At 63.1% G+C, this 17,521-nt stretch carries 16 protein-coding genes; 9 read left to right on the forward strand and 7 right to left on the reverse strand.

The window, feature by feature from the left end; translation table 11 throughout:
• Positions 1 to 76 precede the first annotated feature (76 nt).
• Positions 77 to 973 (forward strand): LysR family transcriptional regulator, encoded by an 897-nt coding sequence (locus tag ACROHD_RS04205; protein WP_432676101.1) that lies wholly within the window; start codon positions 77 to 79, stop codon positions 971 to 973.
• Here ACROHD_RS04205 and ACROHD_RS04210 read toward each other — a convergent pair.
• Positions 948 to 1,553 carry a flavin reductase family protein gene (locus tag ACROHD_RS04210; RefSeq protein ID WP_432676102.1) on the reverse strand — a complete coding sequence of 202 codons (606 nt, stop codon included), beginning with the start codon at positions 1,551 to 1,553 and terminating at the stop codon, positions 948 to 950. The two genes, ACROHD_RS04205 and ACROHD_RS04210, sit on opposite strands and share 26 nt — an antisense overlap.
• A gap of 85 nt (positions 1,554 to 1,638) precedes the next feature.
• On the opposite strand from ACROHD_RS04210, the gene ACROHD_RS04215 reads away from it, so the two are divergent.
• From ACROHD_RS04215 to ACROHD_RS04225, 3 genes are all read left to right on the forward strand, one after another.
• Entirely contained in the window at positions 1,639 to 2,115 is a 477-nt protein-coding gene (locus ACROHD_RS04215) for a GNAT family N-acetyltransferase (protein WP_432676103.1), read from the forward strand.
• A 375-nt stretch (positions 2,116 to 2,490) separates the two neighbouring features.
• Entirely contained in the window at positions 2,491 to 2,850 is a 360-nt protein-coding gene (locus tag ACROHD_RS04220) for a GNAT family N-acetyltransferase (protein ID WP_432676104.1), read from the forward strand.
• Positions 2,847 to 2,972 (forward strand): hypothetical protein, encoded by a 126-nt coding sequence (locus ACROHD_RS04225; RefSeq protein ID WP_432676105.1) that lies wholly within the window; start codon positions 2,847 to 2,849, stop codon positions 2,970 to 2,972. Before ACROHD_RS04220 ends, ACROHD_RS04225 begins: the two co-directional genes overlap by 4 nt.
• 42 nt (positions 2,973 to 3,014) lie before the next feature.
• Here the strand turns inward: ACROHD_RS04225 and ptsP are convergent, their stop codons facing one another.
• The gene (gene ptsP, locus ACROHD_RS04230; protein ID WP_432676106.1) at positions 3,015 to 5,258 is read right to left on the reverse strand and encodes a phosphoenolpyruvate--protein phosphotransferase; all 2,244 of its coding nucleotides are present in this window, start codon (positions 5,256 to 5,258) and stop codon (positions 3,015 to 3,017) included.
• Positions 5,259 to 5,476: 218 nt separating this feature from the next.
• Positions 5,477 to 6,715, reverse strand: a complete 1,239-nt coding sequence (locus tag ACROHD_RS04235; RefSeq protein WP_432676107.1) for an aspartate kinase — start codon at positions 6,713 to 6,715, stop codon at positions 5,477 to 5,479.
• A 118-nt stretch (positions 6,716 to 6,833) separates the two neighbouring features.
• Here ACROHD_RS04235 and ACROHD_RS04240 point away from each other — a divergent pair, with 118 nt between their 5' ends.
• Positions 6,834 to 7,805, forward strand: a complete 972-nt coding sequence (locus tag ACROHD_RS04240; RefSeq protein ID WP_432676108.1) for a threonine dehydratase — start codon at positions 6,834 to 6,836, stop codon at positions 7,803 to 7,805.
• A gap of 299 nt (positions 7,806 to 8,104) precedes the next feature.
• Here ACROHD_RS04240 and ACROHD_RS04245 read toward each other — a convergent pair whose 3' ends face one another.
• Genes ACROHD_RS04245 through glmU form a run of 4 tightly spaced genes read right to left on the reverse strand, consistent with a single transcriptional unit; the run spans position 8,105 to position 12,511 of the window.
• On the reverse strand, positions 8,105 to 8,785 hold the full coding sequence (locus ACROHD_RS04245; protein ID WP_432676109.1) for a DNA alkylation repair protein: 681 nt from the start codon (positions 8,783 to 8,785) through the stop codon (positions 8,105 to 8,107).
• Positions 8,782 to 9,324: a pyridoxamine 5'-phosphate oxidase family protein gene (locus ACROHD_RS04250; RefSeq protein ID WP_432676110.1), complete on the reverse strand. Its 543-nt coding sequence runs from the start codon at positions 9,322 to 9,324 to the stop codon at positions 8,782 to 8,784. The genes ACROHD_RS04245 and ACROHD_RS04250 overlap by 4 nt, the downstream gene beginning before the upstream one ends.
• Positions 9,325 to 9,327: 3 nt before the next feature.
• Positions 9,328 to 11,145: a glutamine--fructose-6-phosphate transaminase (isomerizing) gene (gene glmS / locus ACROHD_RS04255; RefSeq protein ID WP_432676111.1), complete on the reverse strand. Its 1,818-nt coding sequence runs from the start codon at positions 11,143 to 11,145 to the stop codon at positions 9,328 to 9,330.
• 1 nt (position 11,146) lies between these two features.
• Positions 11,147 to 12,511, reverse strand: coding sequence for a bifunctional UDP-N-acetylglucosamine diphosphorylase/glucosamine-1-phosphate N-acetyltransferase GlmU (gene glmU / locus ACROHD_RS04260; RefSeq protein ID WP_432676113.1), 1,365 nt, complete (start codon positions 12,509 to 12,511; stop codon positions 11,147 to 11,149).
• A 138-nt stretch (positions 12,512 to 12,649) separates the two neighbouring features.
• Here glmU and ACROHD_RS04265 point away from each other — a divergent pair, with 138 nt between their 5' ends.
• The 4 genes from ACROHD_RS04265 (at position 12,650) to ACROHD_RS04280 (ending at position 17,520) form a co-directional block, all read left to right on the forward strand.
• On the forward strand, positions 12,650 to 13,315 hold the full coding sequence (locus ACROHD_RS04265; RefSeq protein WP_432676115.1) for an HAD-IA family hydrolase: 666 nt from the start codon (positions 12,650 to 12,652) through the stop codon (positions 13,313 to 13,315).
• Positions 13,316 to 13,348: 33 nt separating this feature from the next.
• A complete protein-coding gene (locus tag ACROHD_RS04270; RefSeq protein ID WP_432676116.1) occupies positions 13,349 to 14,548 on the forward strand; it encodes a DegT/DnrJ/EryC1/StrS family aminotransferase in 1,200 nt (399 codons plus the stop codon).
• 181 nt (positions 14,549 to 14,729) lie between these two features.
• Positions 14,730 to 15,893: an isovaleryl-CoA dehydrogenase gene (locus tag ACROHD_RS04275; RefSeq protein WP_432676117.1), complete on the forward strand. Its 1,164-nt coding sequence runs from the start codon at positions 14,730 to 14,732 to the stop codon at positions 15,891 to 15,893.
• 22 nt (positions 15,894 to 15,915) lie between these two features.
• On the forward strand, positions 15,916 to 17,520 hold the full coding sequence (locus ACROHD_RS04280; RefSeq protein ID WP_432676118.1) for a carboxyl transferase domain-containing protein: 1,605 nt from the start codon (positions 15,916 to 15,918) through the stop codon (positions 17,518 to 17,520).
• Position 17,521 lies beyond the last annotated feature (1 nt).

Consider the following 17,521-nt stretch of genomic DNA (forward strand, 5'->3'; position numbering starts at 1 on the left):
ATCATGGGGCGTCCGAGGGTGACAGGGCAAACCAGATTTCCTAGAAGTGTGTTTAGAAAAACTAGGGGTAGTTGATATGACCGTCGCACCACCACGCCCGAAAGGACCTGCACTGAACGCCCTGCGCGCGTTTGAAGCCGCTGCGCGGCTTGGGTCGTTCGCGGCAGCAGCAGAGGAACTGACAGTGACGCCCGGTGCGATTTCCCAGCATATCAAGGCGGTGGAGGCGTGGTCAGGCGTGGCCCTTTTTCGTCGCCGGGCGCAGGGGGTGGAACTGACCGAGGCCGGGCGGCAAGTGGCCCCGGTGCTGGCGGGGGCCTTTGATGGGATCGGCGAGGCCACACGGATGATCCGCGAAATGAAGCCTCGCGCGACGCTGACCATCGCGGCGCTGCCAAGCGTGGCGCAGCTTTGGCTCTATCCCCGATTGGCGGCGATCAGGGTGGCGCTGCCGGGCGTGAAGCTGTCGATCACGGCACTGGAAACCCCGCCGAACCTGAGGCGGGACCTGTTCGACCTCAGCCTGTTTCCCCGCTACCCGGAGGACTGTCCGCAAGGAGTGGTGCTGGCCCCCGATGAGATTTTCCCGGTCGCCTCACCCGAGGTTGCGGCGCGGGTGCGCAAAGCGGGTGGCCTTGGTGCGGAAACATTGCTGAATGATGAAAGCTGGTCCGCCGACTGGCCCGATTGGGCCGCAGCCGAGGGCGTGGCGCTGCCCGACCTGACCGACGCGCCGCGCTTCTCTCTGTATAGTCTCGCCGTGGCCGAAGCAGAGGCGGGAGCGGGCGTGCTGATCGGTCATGGCTTCCTGCTGGAGCGCCAGCTTGCGGAGGGATCACTGGTGCCCCTCCACACGCGGCGTCACCCGACTGGCCGCGTTCTGATGCTGGACCGCCCGGCGCGGGCCAAAGGTGATCTTGCCCGACTTATCGCTTTGTTATCAGGCGTTATTCCCCCGGACGGCGCAGGCTGAACAGCTCTGTCACGCGGGTGAAGTCGCGGTATCCAAGCCGCCCCACGGGCTGGAAGGTCCGCACGTCGAAAATGCCATCGACAAGGCAATCGTCACGCATATGAATGCCGATGACTTCGCCGAACACGACCGTGTTGGCCTCGCCCTCAATCTTCACGATCTGGGTCAGTCGGCATTCCATATTCGCAGGCGCAGCGGTGACGCGGGGGCAGTCGATCAGCTTGCATTCGCCTTTCTCGATGCCGGCATCCGCGAACTCGTCCACCTCCTTGTCCCAGGGGCCAGAGGTTTGATTCATCACCTGCGCCATCTCGTAAGCTACGACGTTCACACAGAAAACCCCGGTCTCCATGATGTTGGCGACGCTGTCCTTCACACCATCCCGATCATGCTTGCCGGAGGTGCAGGAAAACATCACCTGCGGCGGGGTATAGGCCACGCCGTTGAAGAAGGAATAGGGGGCGAGATTGTCGTGACCTTTTGATGATCTGGTGGAAATCCAGCCGATGGGGCGTGGTGTTATCAGCGCGTTAAAGGGGTTGTGGGGCAAGCCGTGGCCGTCCTTGGGTTCATAGAACATCGCGCAATCCTTGTTGATCCGTTTGGCAACGACCTAGCGCCGTGCTAGCAGCGGTTCCAGAAGAAAATCGGGACGGATCGGGCGGGTGTACCAGTTCGGGCAGGAAAATGCGGAAGACCTATGGGAGGTCGAGGCGCTCTATGACCTCTGTTTCGCACCGGGGCGTGAGGCGCTGTCCTCCTACCGGCTGCGCGATGGTGTGAAGCCGGTGGCGCGGCTGTGCCGCGTGGCGCGTGACCCTGATCATATTCTCGCCGGAGCAATACGCTACTGGCCGGTGCATGTGGGCACAAAGGATGCGTTGCTGCTTGGGCCGGTTGCGGTGCACCCGACCCGACAAGGCGAGGGCCTGGGCGGCGCGCTGATGCAGGACAGCCTGTCTATCGCGTGGGATCTCGGCTGGCCCAGGGTGCTGCTGGTGGGCGATGCCCCCTATTACAGCCGTTTCGGATTTTCCCGGCTGGACGGCGTCGAGATGCCGCCGCCGACAAACCCCGACCGGGTTCTGGGGATCGGGGATTGGGACGGGATCGTGGGGAGCGTCACTGCCTGGACCCGCTGAACCCGGGTCACTATGCATCGGGTGCGCCCCAGCCCTTGTACTGCTGTTCGACCGATTTCGCTGCCTTCGGCATCGACCCGGAAGCGGCCCTCCTCAAGCCCCCTTCGGGAGCCTTCGTCGGGCCGCGTTTCCACGCGCTGTTGGAAAGCGCGCTCTGTCGCGTCGGGTGCTTGGCGAGGTTGAGAGGGCGGGATGCCTCCGGCGGGAGTATTTGGGCAAAGAAGAAGGGAGGCGACGTCTTAGGGCCAGGACGGGGCCTGGTGCCGACGATCTGTGTTCTTGGTGCAGAGCACGCGGTTGTGACTGCTGGCTGGCTTGTGCGGATCAGGATGCTGCGGCTATGTGACGGGCCAGCTTGCCAATCCGAGGAACCTGATGCCAAGCCCTGCCGATGATATTCGTTTTCTGCGCCTGACAGAGGTCTCATCGGAGGCGATCCTGACCCATATGCGCCACCCGCGCCTGGCTGAGCACATGCCACTTCTCACTTTCGAATGGACGCCAGATCGGGTGGCGGAGTTCGTTGCGGCGAAAGAAGCTATGTGGCAGCGCGACGGGCTGGGGCATTGGGCCTTTGCCGTGGGGGGTGACTATGTGGGTTGGGGCGGGTTTCAGAAGGAAGGCGACGAGTGGGACCTCGGGCTTGTCCTGACGCCTGAGCGGTTTGGGCTTGGGCTGCCGATCGCCAGGAAGGCTCTGGCCTTCGCAAGGGAGGACCGCGCATTCCTTTCGTGACCTTCCTGCTGCCACCGTCGCGCCAGCATCTGGGGGCGCTGCGGCGTCTTGGTGCCCGGGAGGTCGGCTTTGTGGACCATGCGGGACAGACGTTTCGCAAGTTCAGGCTTGAAACGGTCTGATCCGGGCGGGGTCAAATGTCTTTCAAGACATTTCCGCCGCTCTCAGCCCACCCGCTTCAGCCAGTCCATGACCGCTGGCCGCACCGATTGGGCGCCCTGGGCCTGGGCCTCGTTGATGACGGCCCGCGCCTCGCGCAGGTCAACGCGCCGCAGCAGCGACTTGACCGGCCCGATCGAGGCCGGCCGCATCGACAGCGCCCTCAGCCCCATGGCGGCAAAGCACAGCGCCTCGACCGGGCGGCCCGCATCTTCGCCACAGAAGCTGAGCGGGGTGCCGGTGTCCCTGCACCGTTCGACGATCTGTCCCAGGAAGGTCAGGAAGCTCACATTCAGGGTGTCATAGCGCCGCCGCACCCGTTCGTTTTCGCGGTCGGCGGCGAAGAAGAACTGCTTCAGGTCATTGCCGCCAATTGAGATGAAATCGGCCAGCTCGAAGAACTGCCGCGGTGCGAAGGCCAGTGAGGGCGTTTCCAGCATTGCGCCGATTTCCACGTTTTCCGGCAAGACATGGCCAAGCGCGGCCTCTCGGTCCAGCTCTCGCAACAGGTGATCGCGGGCGGCGGTGAATTCTTCGAACTGCGCGATGAAGGGGAACATGACCGTCAGCGGACGGCCATTCGCGGCCCGGATGAGCGCCTGAAGCTGCATTCGCATCACACCGGGCTTGTCCAGCCCCAGCCGGATGGCCCGCCAGCCAAGCGCCGGGTTGGGTTCGTCCTGCGGCTTCATATAGGGCAGCACCTTGTCTGAGCCGATATCGAGTGTGCGGAAACAGACCCGCTTGCCACCGGCGGCATCCATGACACGGGCATAGAGCGCCGCCAGCTCGCCCCGTTTGGGCACGTTGTTGCGGGTCAGGAACTGCAATTCGGTACGGAACAGCCCCACGCCTTCGGCCCCGGATGAGGGCAGCGAGGGCAGATCGGCCATCAGGCCCGCATTCATGGTCAGCGATACAACCGTTCCATCAAGCGTCTCGGCGGGCTTTTCGCGGATCGAGGCATAGCGTTCCTGTGCGGCCGTGCGCATGGCGATCTTATCGCGAAAGGCGGAGGCCACGGTTTCCTCAGGTCGCAGATGAACGACCCCCTCATCGCCATCGACAAGGATCGTGTCGCCGTTCAGCGCCTCTTGCGTGATCCGGCCTGCATGGACAATCAGCGGAATCGCCAGAGCCCGGGCGACAATGGCGGCATGGCTTGCGACCGAGCCTTCCTCCAACACCACCCCACGCAGCGACCGGCCATAATCCAGCAGTTCCGCCGGGCCGATATTGCGCGCCACCAGAATGGGGTTGTCGGGCATCTGCGCGCCGGTGTCCTTGCCTTGTCCGGTCAGTTGCCGCAGGAGCCGGTTGGACAGGTCGTCAAGATCGTGCAGCCGTTCACGTAAGTAGGCGTCGGGGACGGTCTGCATTCGGGCGCGGGCGGTGGATTGTTCTTTCTCGACGGCGGCCTCGGCCGACAGGCCGCGCGCGATATCCTCTTCCATTCGGCGCATCCAGCCGCGGGAATTGGCGAACATGCGATAGGCCTGAAGCACTTCGATCTGTTCGGAATCGCCTTTGGGCGCGCTGTCGAGCATCTGGTCGACGGACATGCGCAGCTGGTCCACCGCCTCGGTCAGGCGGCGCGTTTCCTCAACCGGGTCATCGGCCACCGGATTGGTGATGACGACGCGCGGTTCATGAAGATAGACCCGGCCCTCTGCCGCGCCTTCCTGACCGATGCCGCCGCGAAATACGGCACTTTTCTGATGTCGTGCAGACATCGCCTCGCCTTCGCCGACGAAGGCGCCAAGTTCCGTCATCTCGGCCAGTACCATGGCGACGACTTCCAGCGCATAGAGTTCGTCATCGGAAAAGGCGCGCGCCTGTTTCGACTGGATCACCAGCACGCCCAGTTTTTCGCCAAGGCGCTGGATCGGGACGCCGAGGAAGGAGGAAAACGCCTCTTCGCCGGTTTCCGGCATGTAGCGGAAGCCCGGTTCCGCAGGGGCGTTGTCGGTGTTGACGGGGCGCATCCGGCTGGCGACGCGGCCCACCAGACCCTCGCCCACGCGCAGGCGGGTGACGTGGACGGCTTCCTGCGCGAGGCCCTCGGTGGCGCACAGTTCCAGTGTGATGGCATCCCGGAACAAATAGATGGAGCACACTTCGCATCCGAGCGAATCGGCAATGATATGGGTAATCCGGTCCAGCCGTTCCTGCCCGGCGCCAGCCTCGGCCAGCGTCGCCTGCAAGCGGCGGAGCAGTTTCCTGCTCTCGGTTTCTGTCCTTTCGGGCATCTTGCCTTATCCCTGGATCCCTGTCGGGCGTTCTGCCCCGCACATCAGCAATACCGTGCGGATTGGGGTGGGCGCAATGCGCAAGGCGCGGTGTTAGCGCGAACCAGCGAATTGCCGGGGCCTCGGCCGGCAGGTCGCCTTCGAAAGCAACGAGTGCAAAAGAAAAGGGCGCAACCATTGTGCGCCCCTTCGTCTTTCCGGCCGTTGAACCGGCAGACTTACCCGGCCTTTTCCAGTTCGAACGCGTCATGAAGGGCCTGCACGGCCAGTTCCATGTATTTGCGGTCGATCAGGACCGAGACCTTGATCTCGGAGGTGGTGATCACCTTGATATTGATATTCTCATCACGCAGGGCCTGGAACATCCGGGCTGCGACGCCTGCGTGGCTGCGCATGCCGATGCCGACGATCGAGACCTTGGCGACATTGGTGTCCGAGATCAGGCCGTGGAAGTTGATCTCGCCCCGCTCTTTCGCCGCATTCAGCGCCTGTTCTGCCCGCGCAACCTGGTTGGTGGGGCAGGAAAAGGTCATGTCGGTGCGACCCTCTTCCGATATGTTCTGAACGATCATATCGACATTCACGCCCGCCTCGGCCAGAGGGCCGAAGATGGCGGCGGACACGCCGGGGCGGTCGGCGACGGATACGAGGGTTACTTTGGCCTCATCCTTGGAATAGGCGACACCTGCAACTGCGTTGGCTTCCATGACGTCCTCCTCATCGCAGACGAGGGTTCCGGCCTCGTCCGTCTGCTCTTCGAAAGAGCTCAGCACCCGAAGGCGCACTTTGTATTTCATTGCCAGTTCGACCGAGCGGGTCTGCAAGACCTTTGCCCCGAGCGAGGCCAGTTCCAGCATTTCCTCGAACGCGATCCGGTCGAGCTTGCGGGCTTTGTCGCAAATCCGGGGATCGGTTGTGTAGACCCCGTCCACATCGGTGTAGATATCGCAGCGTTCCGCGCCGAAAGCGGCGGCGAAGGCCACGGCGGTTGTGTCCGATCCACCGCGGCCGAGCGTGGTGATCCGGCCTTCGGGTGAAATCCCCTGGAAGCCCGCGACGACGGCCACTTTCATGCCCTCGCCGAACTTGGCGTTGATATTGGTGGTCGGGATCTCCTCGATCCGCGCCGATGCATGGGCGGACGTGGTGATCAGCGGCACCTGCCAGCCTTGCCAGCTGCGCGCCGGCACGTCCATTTCCTGAAGCGTCAGCGCCATGAGGCCCGCGGTCACATTCTCGCCCGAGCTGACCACCGCGTCATATTCGCGGGCATCGTAGAGATGCGAGGTTTCCTCGACAAAGCCTACGAGCTTGTTGGTTTCGCCGGACATGGCAGAGACGATGACGATCACGTCATAGCCATTGGCAACTTCACGCCCCACGCGCTTGGCGGCGCGGCGGATGCGGTCGAGTGTGGCGACAGACGTGCCGCCGAATTTCATCACGAGAATGGGCATGGGTTTCCAGCCGTCCCCCTTTGATTGTCGCGCGCTTATTACGGGTGCGCGGGGGGCCTGACAAGGGCCGGAGGCAACGATAGGGTGCGACCCAATGGATTGATGAGGAGGGCAGCGAATGCGGTTTTCGGTTGAAGAGCTGGAGGCAGCGGCGACGCTGGTGCACGGGCAGATGTCGCCAACGCCGCAATATCACTGGCCGGGCCTTTCCACGGCTGTCGGGGCTGAGGTCTGGGTCAAGCATGAGAACCACGCCGCGACCGGAGCCTTCAAGGTGCGGGGCGGCATCACCTTCATGGATTGGCTGCGGCGAGAGCATCCCGACAGTCCGGGTATTTGCACGGCAACGCGGGGCAATCACGGGCAAAGCCAGGCACGCGCGGCAACGGCGGCGGGGCTTCGGGCGCTGATCTACGTGCCCAAGGGCAATTCGGTCGAAAAGAACGCGGCGATGCGTGGCTATGGCGGAGAGCTGGTGGAATTCGGAGAGGATTTCGATACGGCCAAGGAAGAGGCCATGCGCGTGGCAGAAGCTGAAGGGCTGACCGTCGTGCCGCCCTTTCACAAGGAGTTGGTGCGGGGCGTGGCGACCTACGGCTATGAGCTGTTCTCGGCGCTCAAAGATCTCGACACGGTCTATGTGCCGATCGGCTGCGGGTCGGGCATCTGCGGGACGATCCTTGCGCGCGATGCCTTCGGACTGAAGACGGAAGTGGTGGGTGTGGTGTCGGACCGCGCGCAGACGGCGAAACTGTCATATGAGGCGGGCGCGATGGTGGAAACGCTCACGGCCCGGACCTTTGCCGACGGCATGGCGGTGAGGGTGCCGGTCAAAGAGGCGCTGGAGATCTACACTGCCGGGGCGGCGCGGATCTTGAGCGTTTCGGAAGAAGAGATCGCGGCGGCGATGCGGCTTTACTATACTGCAACCCATAATCTGGCCGAAGGCGCCGGGGCCGCACCGCTGGCAGCACTGTTGCAGGAAAAGGACCGGATGGCGGGCAAGAAGATGGGGGTGATCCTGTCTGGCGGCAATATCGACATAGGTTGGTTCCGGACTGTGCTGGAGGGCGGTGTGCCGGTCGTGTGACTTGCGCCGGCTTGCGCCGTCGCGGCGTGAGCGCCCCTCCTCAGGCCCCTTTGGGGCCCTCGTCGGGCCGCGTTGCCACGGGACATCGGATGGGTGCGGTTCGCTGAGTGTGAGGGTGGCTTGGGCTGAGAGCTTTTTGCCATTCTGCTGAGAGGTCCTGTTGCCGGGATCTGTCCCGGCACAGAACCTTTTCGAGGCTGCGTGCGAGTCGTGCCCGCGTCAAGGGCAAGCGGCCTTCGGCCGTCGCTGGCGCGACCCTTGACCCGGCCCCGACTCGCGATGTGGAGCTGATGGCCCGGTCATGACAGGTACTTGGCGGCTTCCTTGCGGGCAAAGGCTTTCATCTTCTCGCCATGGTCGGACAGAAAGGCGCGCGTCCGTTCGGGGTCTTTCTTCGACAGGTCGCGCAGCCACCATGCGACGGCTTTCTGGATGAACCATTCCGGGTCTTCGGTATAGGCGGCGGCCCATCCCAGAATGCGTTCGCGCGCGGCGAGCTCCTCAGGCTTGGGGTGGCGAGGTTTGGCCCATGGCAAAGTGAAGACCAGTGCGGCGCGTTTGGTCCACAGGTGACCCGACATGGTCCAGCCCTCCACCGTGTCGAGCCGTGCGGGATCTGCGGCGAGGCGACGCTGGCCTGCCATGGCGACCGCATCCGCGATGGCCCAACTGTCAAAATCGGGCATCCAGGACTGGATGAGCCGCCAGGTGCTTTCGTCCTCTGGCCTGATGCGGGCCTGCACCAGCAGCTTTGCCGCAGTGATACGGGCCTCGAAGATATTGGTCTGCCAAAGTGCATCGGCGAGCGCCAGGCGATCCTCCAGCGGCAAAGAGCGGCGCCACTCCTGCGCCAGTCGGTTCGGGATCTCGTTCGAGAGGCCCAGATAGGGCCGGTCAATCTTGTGATAGGCGCGCATCTGGTCGGCACGGGCCGGATCGGCCTCGGCATTCAATGCGGAAAGGGCGTCGTGCAGGGTCATGTCGGTATGCCGGTCGGGCGTCCATCGATGGTGGCGGCGTTGCGTTCGGCCCAGTAGTCGCGGATCTCCTGATCCGATTTGGCAGCAACCCAGTTGTCCATGATGTCGCGCTCACCCTCATATGTCATGAGCGGCACCACGTATCCGCAGGAGTTCTGCACCAGATCCACGTTCATGTCGAAGATCTGGCGGGCGCTTCGATGCGGGGGGAAATTGGCTGAAAGCTCAGACCAATCCGGGTCGCTTGCGTGGATCGAGCGGGCCGTTCCGAAACACCGCAGGATCAGCGGCGCGCCCTCGAATGCGCACCACATCAGCGTCATGCGGTCGCTTTCGAGCAAGTGCCCGGCAGTTTCATTGCCCGAGCCGGTGATATTGCGCCACAGGATGCGGTTGGGCCCAAGGACGCGCAGGGCGTCCATGCCCTTGGGTGAGACATTGACGCGACCGTCGGGGGCTGCGGTGGCCACGAAAAACATATGCTGTGCTTCGATGAACTTGCGATGCGCGTTGCCGATCTGGTCGAACCGTTTGCCCATGGGTCACTCCACCGTCACGGATTTCGCCAGATTGCGTGGCTGATCCACGTCGGTGCCTTTGTGCACGGCGGTATGGTAGGCGATGAGCTGCGCCGGGATCGAATAGAGGATCGGCGCGAAGAACGGATCCACATTGGGCATCACCAGCGTCTGCCAGACGCCTTCGCGCGCCATGGAGGAGCCTGCCGCGTCAGTGACCAGCCAGACCTGACCTTCGCGCGCCATGACCTCTTGCATATTGCTGACGGTCTTGTCGAACAGCGCGTCGGTGGGGGCCATGACGACCACCGGCACGGTCTTGTCTACCAGTGCAATCGGGCCGTGTTTTAATTCGCCCGAAGCGTAGCCTTCGGCGTGAATATAGCTGATTTCCTTAAGCTTCAGTGCGCCTTCCAGCGCCAGCGGGAACATCGCGCCACGGCCGAGGAAGAGCACGGTCTGCGCGCGCGACAGGGCGCCGGTGTGGCGCTTGATCTGATCCTCCAGTGCGAGCGCCTGATTGACCAGACCGGGCAGGCCGCGGAGCGTGGCAAGTAACTCGGCCTCGCGGGCGGCGTCGATGCGGCCCTTCTGCCGGGCTGCGAGGATGGCGAGATTGGCCAGCACCGCCAGTTGGCAGACGAAGGCCTTGGTGGAGGCAACGCCAACCTCGACCCCGGCCATGATCGGCAGGGCGAGGTCGCTTTCGCGGGCGATGGAGCTTTCCGGGACGTTGACGACCGAGAGAATACGCGCGGCCTTGCCTTCGCAGTAGCGCAGGGCGGCGAGCGTGTCGGCTGTTTCGCCCGACTGACTAACGAATACGGCGGTGGCGCGGTCCGAGACGGGCGGTTCGCGGTAGCGGAACTCACTTGCGATATCGACGTCGCAGGGAAGGCCCGCCAGCTGTTCGAACCAGTACTTGGCCACGAGGCAGGCATAGTTTGCGGTGCCGCAAGCCACCAGGATCAGCCGGTCTGTATCAGTGAAATCAACCGTGCCTTCGGGAATGTCGACCGCATCGCCGCTGGAATAGTGGGCAAGGCATTCGGCCAGAACGACAGGCTGTTCAAAGACCTCTTTTGCCATGAAATGCTTGTGCCCACCCTTGTCGATCTGTGCGGCCTGGGCCGAGATCTTGCGAACTTCGCGGTTGGCGGGGCGGTCTTCTTCGTCGAAGATGTCCACCCCCGCGCGTGTGACATAGGCGTAATCACCCTCTTCCAGATAAGTCACACGGTCGGTCATGGGCGCCAGTGCAATGGCGTCGGAGCCGACGAACATCTCGCCATCGCCATAGCCGATGGCCAGCGGGCTACCCTTGCGGGCGGCGACGATCAGGTCGTCTTCCCCGTCAAAAAGGAAGGCCAGCGCAAAGGCCCCCTCCAATCTGCGCAGGGTTTCGCGGGCTGCGGCGCGTGGGGCGAGGCCGGTGTCGAGCAGGTGTTCGCAGAGCAGCGCGATGGTCTCGGTGTCGGTGTCGGTGGAAAAACCGATGCCCTTGGTGGCAAGGTCAGCGCGCAGTTCCCGGTAATTTTCGATAATGCCGTTATGCACGACAGCCACGCGGCCCGCGCGATGCGGATGCGCATTGTCCACCGTAGGCGCGCCGTGGGTGGCCCAACGGGTGTGGCCAATGCCGGATTTGCCGCGCAGAGGATCATGGACCAGCAGGTCCGACAGGTTCACCAGTTTGCCGACAGCGCGGCGGCGGTCGAGTTGGCCGTCGCTGACGGTGGCGATGCCAGCGCTGTCATAGCCGCGATATTCCAGCCGTTTCAGCGATTCCACCAAGATGGGCGCGACCTCGTGGTCGCCAAGTACTCCGACGATGCCGCACATGTTACTGCCCCTTTCCCGATGCTTTCATTGCGCGCAGTCGCGCCATGAGCCGAGCGCCGAGGCCCGTTTTGTTAACTTGCTTGGCGCGGCCAAGGGCCATGTCACCTGCGGGAACGTCCGTGGTGATGACAGAGCCTGATCCGGTCATGGCCCCGTCCCCCACCTTTACCGGCGCAACCAGCATGGTGTTCGACCCGATAAAGACGTCGCGGCCTACGACGGTGCGGTGCTTGAAGACGCCGTCATAGTTGCAGGTGATGGTGCCCGCGCCGATATTGCTGCCCTCACCGATCTCGGCATCGCCGATATAGGAGAGGTGATTGACCTTGGCACCTTCGCCGATTTCAGCGGCTTTGACTTCGACGAAATTGCCGATCCGTGCGTCATTGCCCAGTTCTGCACCGGGGCGCAGGCGGGCGTAAGGCCCTACGATGGCGCGCGCGCCGACATGGCATCCTTCCAGATGAGAAAAAGCCCGGATCTGCGCATCGTTCTCGACCGTGACGCCGGGGCCGAAAACCACGTTGGGTTCCACCACCACGTCCCGGCCAAGATAGGTGTCGTGGGCAAAAAAAACGGTGCCTGGAGCGATCAGCGTCGCGCCATTCTCCATCGCCTCCGCGCGTTTGCGGTTCTGAAAGCGTGCCTCTGCCCCTGCCAGTTCGGCACGGGTGTTGATGCCGAGCGTCTCAGCCTCATCGCAGGAAATGGCCGTTGCACTCAGCCCCTTCGCGGCGGCAATGGCAGGCACGTCGGTCAGGTAGTATTCGCCCGAAGCATTGTCATTGCCAACCTCAGACAGAAGGGTCATCAGCGCTTCTGCATCAGCGGCCATAAGGCCGGAATTGCAGAACCCAATGGCCAGTTCATCGGGCGTCGCGTCCTTGGCCTCGACGATGCGTGCCAGACGGTTGCCTTCCATCACCAGCCGTCCGTAGCGCCCGGGATCGGCAGCCTCGAAGCCCAGAACCACGATATCATGGGTGGCGCGGGCGGCCAGCATACGCGAGAGTGTGTCTTCGCTGACAAAGGGTGTGTCGCCATAAAGGACAATGACGTCACCGTGAAAGCCCTTCAGCGCAGGGGCCGCCTGCAACACGGCGTGCCCGGTGCCCAGTTGTTCGGCCTGGTGGACGCAAATCGCGTTTTCGTCATGGGCGCGCACCGCGTGTTCCACATGCGCCCCGCCATGACCAACCACGACAACGGTCCGTTCCGGAGCCAGTGCAGCGCCAGCATCCATCGCATGGATGACAAGCGGCGCCCCCCCAAGCGGGTGCAGCACCTTTGGCAGATCGGAGTTCATCCGGGTGCCTTGACCCGCCGCGAGGATCACAAGGGCGCAAGGCCGTTCATCAGACTGCATGTCACCTGCTTTCGTTTTGTCGCCACCGGTATTATGCAAGCGGGCTAAGGGCGCAAGGCGGGCTTTCGTCAAAAACCCTTACGGATCGTTTCAATCGCAGGCGAAATCCTGCCAAGGCTGACGGAAAAAGGGGCAGAGATGCGCACGGTGATCTTCGATCTGGACGGAACCCTGGCCGATACCAGCGGCGATCTGATCGCGGCGGGGAATGCAGCGATGGCGGCCATGGGATACGCACCTCAGTTGGAGCGTGGGCAGGATGATCCGACGGCTTTGCGTGGCGGGCGGGCAATGCTAACCCTGAGTTTTGAACGGCTTGGCCATGATGCGCCCGGTCCGGAAATCGAGCGCGGCTATCCGATTTTGCTCGAGGCTTACGGGCAGGCCATTGATGTTCACACGGTGATGTATCCGGGCGCCGTGGCGGCGGTTGAGACGCTCTTGGCAGCGGACATTCGCGTGGGCGTCTGTACCAACAAACCCGAAGGGCTGGCCGAGACTCTGCTGACCCGGCTTGGCGTGCGCGGACTCTTTGGCTCGCTTGTGGGGGCAGATACATTGCCCACGCGCAAGCCCGACCCGGCGCCTTTCGTGGCGGCTGTTGAACGGGCAGGGGGCAACGTGGCCCGATCGCTGCTTGTCGGCGACACCATAACCGACCGCGAAACCGCACGCGCGGCGGGGGTTCCCTCGGTTCTGGTGACCTTCGGACCGCTCGGGGCGGGGGTGGTCGACCTGGAGCCCGAGGCATTACTTCATCGCTATGAGGATATGCCGGCACTTGCCCGCCAGCTTCTGGATTGACGAAGGCCGGGCAAGCCCCCTAAGACTTCGCCCATGAACACAGTATTCAAAGGTAGTTTCACACAGCAGGAACCGATCCCCGACGCCGGGATCGAAGCCGCGCTTCGGGTGATGCGTGGTGGCCGACTTCACCGCTATAACGTGGTCGATGGCGAAATCGCTGAGACCGCCTTGCTGGAAGAAGAATTTGCCGCCTACACAGGCGCAAAATATGCGCTCGGTCTTGCCTCGGGCGGGTATGCGATTGGCTGTGCATTGCGGGCACTTGGGGTGCGGTCCGGCGACAAGGTTCTGACCAACGGCTTTACGCTGGCCCCGGTGCCAGGCGCGATTGCCGCTGTCGGCGGAGAGCCCGTTTTCGTGGAAGTGACCGAGGATTTGACCATCGACCTCGACCACCTTGCACGGCTGGTGGCAGAGACGGACGCCAAGGTGCTGCTGCTGTCGCATATGCGTGGACATATCTGCGACATGGAGCTGCTGATGCAGATCTGTGACGGCGCAGGGGTTAAGGTGGTCGAAGATTGCGCTCATACCATGGGCGGCGCCTGGAAAGGTGTGCCGTCTGGGCGGCATGGCGCGATGGCGGCCTATTCCACGCAGACCTACAAGCACATGAACTCTGGCGAGGGCGGGTTCCTGACCTCTGATGATCCGGACCTGATGGCGCGCGCGATCATCTTGTCTGGCAGCTATATGCTCTACGCCCGTCACCGCGCGGCCCCGCCGCCCGAAGCCTTTGAGCAGGTCAAGTGGGTGACGCCCAATGTCTCGGGCCGGATGGATAACCTGCGCGCCGCAATCCTGCGTCCGCAACTGGCGGACTTGCCGCGCCAGATCGAGCGGTGGAATTCCCTCTACCGCGCGGTCGAGGATGGGCTGCGCAATACGCCGGGGCTGAAGATTATCGACCGGCCCGCCGAGGAAAGCATCGTCGGCTCGTCTATTCAGGTCCTGCTGCCGGACTTCACGCCTGACCAGATCGGCGAGGTGCTGAAAGCCTGCGGAACGCGAGGGGTGGAATTGAAATGGTTCGGAGGCGCGGAACCCGTGGCCTTCACCTCGCGCTATGACAGCTGGCGTTACGCCAACCCACAAAGCCTGCCCAACACCGATCGCATTCTTGCAGGGCTTCTGGACATGCGTCTGCCTCTGACCTTCTCAGTCGAGGATGCGCGGCTGATTTCTGAGATCATCCGCGAGGAAGTAAGCCGGGTCGCCCTGGCCAGTTGAGCGCGGCAATCGAAAAATCTTCCAGAAGATTTTTCTGCCCAGACCTCCGAAAAATCTTCGGGAAGATTTTTCTGCGGCCTCGTCTTCGTGCCGTAGCGTCGTGTCATCAGGATTCCTTTGACTCTGGCACTGCGGATGCGTATTAACTGAACAAGCGTTCAATTAAGGAGGAGGGCTGCGCATGTTCACGGCCAGCATGACGTTCGACCTGGGCGAAGACGTGAATGCGTTGCGCGACATGGTGCATCGCTGGGCACAGGATCGTGTCCGCCCCATGGCGCAGGACATCGACAAGCAGAACCTGTTCCCGGCAGACCTGTGGAAAGAGATGGGTGATCTCGGGCTGCTCGGCATCACCGTGCCCGAGGAATATGGCGGCGCGGGCATGTCCTACCTGGCCCATGTGATCGCAGTTGAGGAAATCGCGCGGGCCTCTGCCTCGGTCTCGCTCTCCTACGGCGCGCATTCCAACCTGTGCGTCAACCAAATCAAGCTGAACGGCACTGACGAGCAGCGCGCGAAATACCTGCCACGTTTGGTATCGGGCGACCATGTGGGCGCGCTGGCCATGTCCGAGGCCGGGGCCGGGTCCGACGTCGTGTCGATGAAGCTTCGCGCGGAGAAGCGCAATGACCGCTTCGTTCTGAACGGCACCAAGTACTGGATCACCAATGGCTGCGACGCCGATACGCTGGTGGTCTATGCCAAGACCGACCCCGAGGCGGGCAGCAAGGGCATCACCGCCTTCCTGATCGAGAAGGAGATGGTGGGCTTCAGCACGTCGGAACATTTCGACAAGCTCGGTATGCGCGGCTCGAACACGGCGGAACTGATCTTCGAAGACGTGGAAGTGCCCTTCGAGAACATTCTCGGCGAAGAGGGCAAGGGCGTCCGCGTGCTGATGTCGGGGCTCGACTATGAACGTGTGGTACTGGCAGGCATAGGCACCGGTATCATGGCCGCCTGCCTGGATGAAATCATGCCCTATATGCGTGACCGCAAGCAGTTCGGTCAGCCGATTGGCAACTTCCAGCTGATGCAGGGCAAGATCGCCGACATGTACACGGCGATGAACTCGGCCCGCGCTTATGTCTACGAGGTCGCAAAGGCCTGCGATCGGGGCGACGTGACCCGGCAGGACGCAGCGGCCTGCTGTCTCTATGCCTCGGAAGAGGCGATGAAGCAGGCGCATCAGGCGGTGCAGGCCATGGGGGGCGCAGGGTTCCTGTCTGACAGCCCGGTTGCCCGCATTTTCCGCGACGCCAAGCTGATGGAAATCGGGGCGGGCACCTCGGAAATCCGGCGGATGCTGGTGGGGCGCGAATTGATGAACACGATGGGCTGAGCCCCTGTTCCGGGAGGATGAGATGAAACTGACATCGAAGGTTATCACCGGCTCAGAGGATTTCGCGGCCAATCGCGCGGCGCATCTGGAGGCTTTGGCCGTGGTGCGCGAGGCGGCGGAGGCGGCTGCGCTTGGGGGCGGCGAGAAATCCCGTGCCCGGCATCTCAGCCGGGGCAAGATGCTGCCGCGTGAACGGGTGGCGAACCTGCTCGATCCCGGTTCACCCTTTCTGGAAGTGGGCGCGACCGCCGGCCACTGGATGTATGACGGGGCCGCCCCCTGTGGGGGTGCCATCGCGGGCATCGGCCGGGTGTATGGGCAGGAGGTCATGGTCGTCTGCAATGACGCCACCGTGAAGGGCGGCACCTACTACCCGATCACCGTCAAGAAACACCTGCGCGCGCAGGAGATTGCCGAGCAGAACAACCTGCCCTGCGTCTACCTTGTGGACTCGGGCGGCGCGAACCTGCCGCAGCAGGACGAGGTTTTTCCCGATCGGGAACATTTCGGGCGCATCTTCTTCAACCAGGCCAATATGTCGGCCAAGGGCATCCCGCAGATCGCGGTCGTCATGGGGTCTTGCACGGCGGGCGGGGCCTATGTGCCAGCCATGTCGGACGTCACCATTATCGTTAAGGAACAGGGCACGATCTTCCTTGCCGGTCCGCCGCTGGTAAAGGCCGCGACAGGAGAAATCGTCAGCGCCGAGGAGCTTGGCGGCGGCGATACGCATACGCGCCTGTCCGGCGTGGCCGATTACCTTGCCGAGGACGACGCCCATGCGCTGGCACTGGCGCGACAGGCGGTGGCAGGGCTAAACCGGAAAAAGCCCGCGACCGTGGATTGGCAAAGCCCCGAAGATCCGGCCTATGACCCGGAAGACATCCTCGGTGTGGTGCCGGCAAGTCTGACCACGCCCTATGATATCCGTGAGGTTATTGCCCGCGTTGTCGATGGCTCACGTTTCGACGAGTTCAAAGCGCGGTTTGGCGAAACCATCATCTGCGGCTTTGCCCATGTCATGGGCTGTCCGGTCGGGATCGTGGCCAATAATGGTGTGCTCTATAGCGAAAGCGCCCAGAAAGCCGCGCATTTCATCGAACTGTGCAGCCAGCGGAATATCCCTTTGGTCTTCCTGCAAAACATCACAGGCTTTATGGTGGGCCGCAAATACGAGGCTGAGGGGATCGCGCGCCACGGCGCCAAGATGGTAACGGCGGTGGCGACCACGAAAGTGCCCAAGATCACCATGCTGGTTGGCGGCAGTTTTGGGGCCGGGAATTACGGCATGGCGGGGCGGGCCTATTCCCCCCGGTTCCTGTGGACCTGGCCCAATTCCCGCATCTCGGTCATGGGCGGCCCGCAAGCGGCGGGCGTGCTAGCGACCGTCAAGCGCGACGCGATCGAGCGGGCAGGCGGTGCGTGGTCGGCAGAGGAAGAGGCGGAGTTCAAGCGCCCCACGCTTGAGATGTTCGAGCACCAGTCGCATCCGCTCTATGCCTCAGCCCGGCTCTGGGATGACGGGATCATCGACCCGCGCAAGACGCGCGAGACGCTGTTCCTGTCACTCTCGGCCTCTCTCAACGCCCCGATCGAGGAAACGCGCTTCGGCGTGTTCCGGATGTGAG

The organism is Nioella aestuarii (assembly GCF_050896395.1).
GTDB lineage: Bacteria > Pseudomonadota > Alphaproteobacteria > Rhodobacterales > Rhodobacteraceae > Nioella > Nioella aestuarii.

What these genes read in the sequence shown, in the direction of transcription:
- ACROHD_RS04205 (WP_432676101.1), top strand. Translation starts at nt 77, where the DNA reads ATGACCGTCGCACCACCACGCCCGAAAGGACCTGCACTGAACGCCCTG.
- ACROHD_RS04210 (WP_432676102.1), bottom strand. Translation starts at nt 1,553, where the DNA reads ATGTTCTATGAACCCAAGGACGGCCACGGCTTGCCCCACAACCCCTTT.
- ACROHD_RS04220 (WP_432676104.1), top strand. Translation starts at nt 2,491, where the DNA reads ATGCCAAGCCCTGCCGATGATATTCGTTTTCTGCGCCTGACAGAGGTC.
- ptsP (WP_432676106.1), bottom strand. Translation starts at nt 5,258, where the DNA reads ATGCCCGAAAGGACAGAAACCGAGAGCAGGAAACTGCTCCGCCGCTTG.
- ACROHD_RS04235 (WP_432676107.1), bottom strand. Translation starts at nt 6,715, where the DNA reads ATGCCCATTCTCGTGATGAAATTCGGCGGCACGTCTGTCGCCACACTC.
- ACROHD_RS04240 (WP_432676108.1), top strand. Translation starts at nt 6,834, where the DNA reads ATGCGGTTTTCGGTTGAAGAGCTGGAGGCAGCGGCGACGCTGGTGCAC.
- ACROHD_RS04245 (WP_432676109.1), bottom strand. Translation starts at nt 8,785, where the DNA reads ATGACCCTGCACGACGCCCTTTCCGCATTGAATGCCGAGGCCGATCCG.
- ACROHD_RS04250 (WP_432676110.1), bottom strand. Translation starts at nt 9,324, where the DNA reads ATGGGCAAACGGTTCGACCAGATCGGCAACGCGCATCGCAAGTTCATC.
- glmS (WP_432676111.1), bottom strand. Translation starts at nt 11,145, where the DNA reads ATGTGCGGCATCGTCGGAGTACTTGGCGACCACGAGGTCGCGCCCATC.
- glmU (WP_432676113.1), bottom strand. Translation starts at nt 12,511, where the DNA reads ATGCAGTCTGATGAACGGCCTTGCGCCCTTGTGATCCTCGCGGCGGGT.
- ACROHD_RS04265 (WP_432676115.1), top strand. Translation starts at nt 12,650, where the DNA reads ATGCGCACGGTGATCTTCGATCTGGACGGAACCCTGGCCGATACCAGC.
- ACROHD_RS04270 (WP_432676116.1), top strand. Translation starts at nt 13,349, where the DNA reads ATGAACACAGTATTCAAAGGTAGTTTCACACAGCAGGAACCGATCCCC.
- ACROHD_RS04275 (WP_432676117.1), top strand. Translation starts at nt 14,730, where the DNA reads ATGTTCACGGCCAGCATGACGTTCGACCTGGGCGAAGACGTGAATGCG.
- ACROHD_RS04280 (WP_432676118.1), top strand. Translation starts at nt 15,916, where the DNA reads ATGAAACTGACATCGAAGGTTATCACCGGCTCAGAGGATTTCGCGGCC.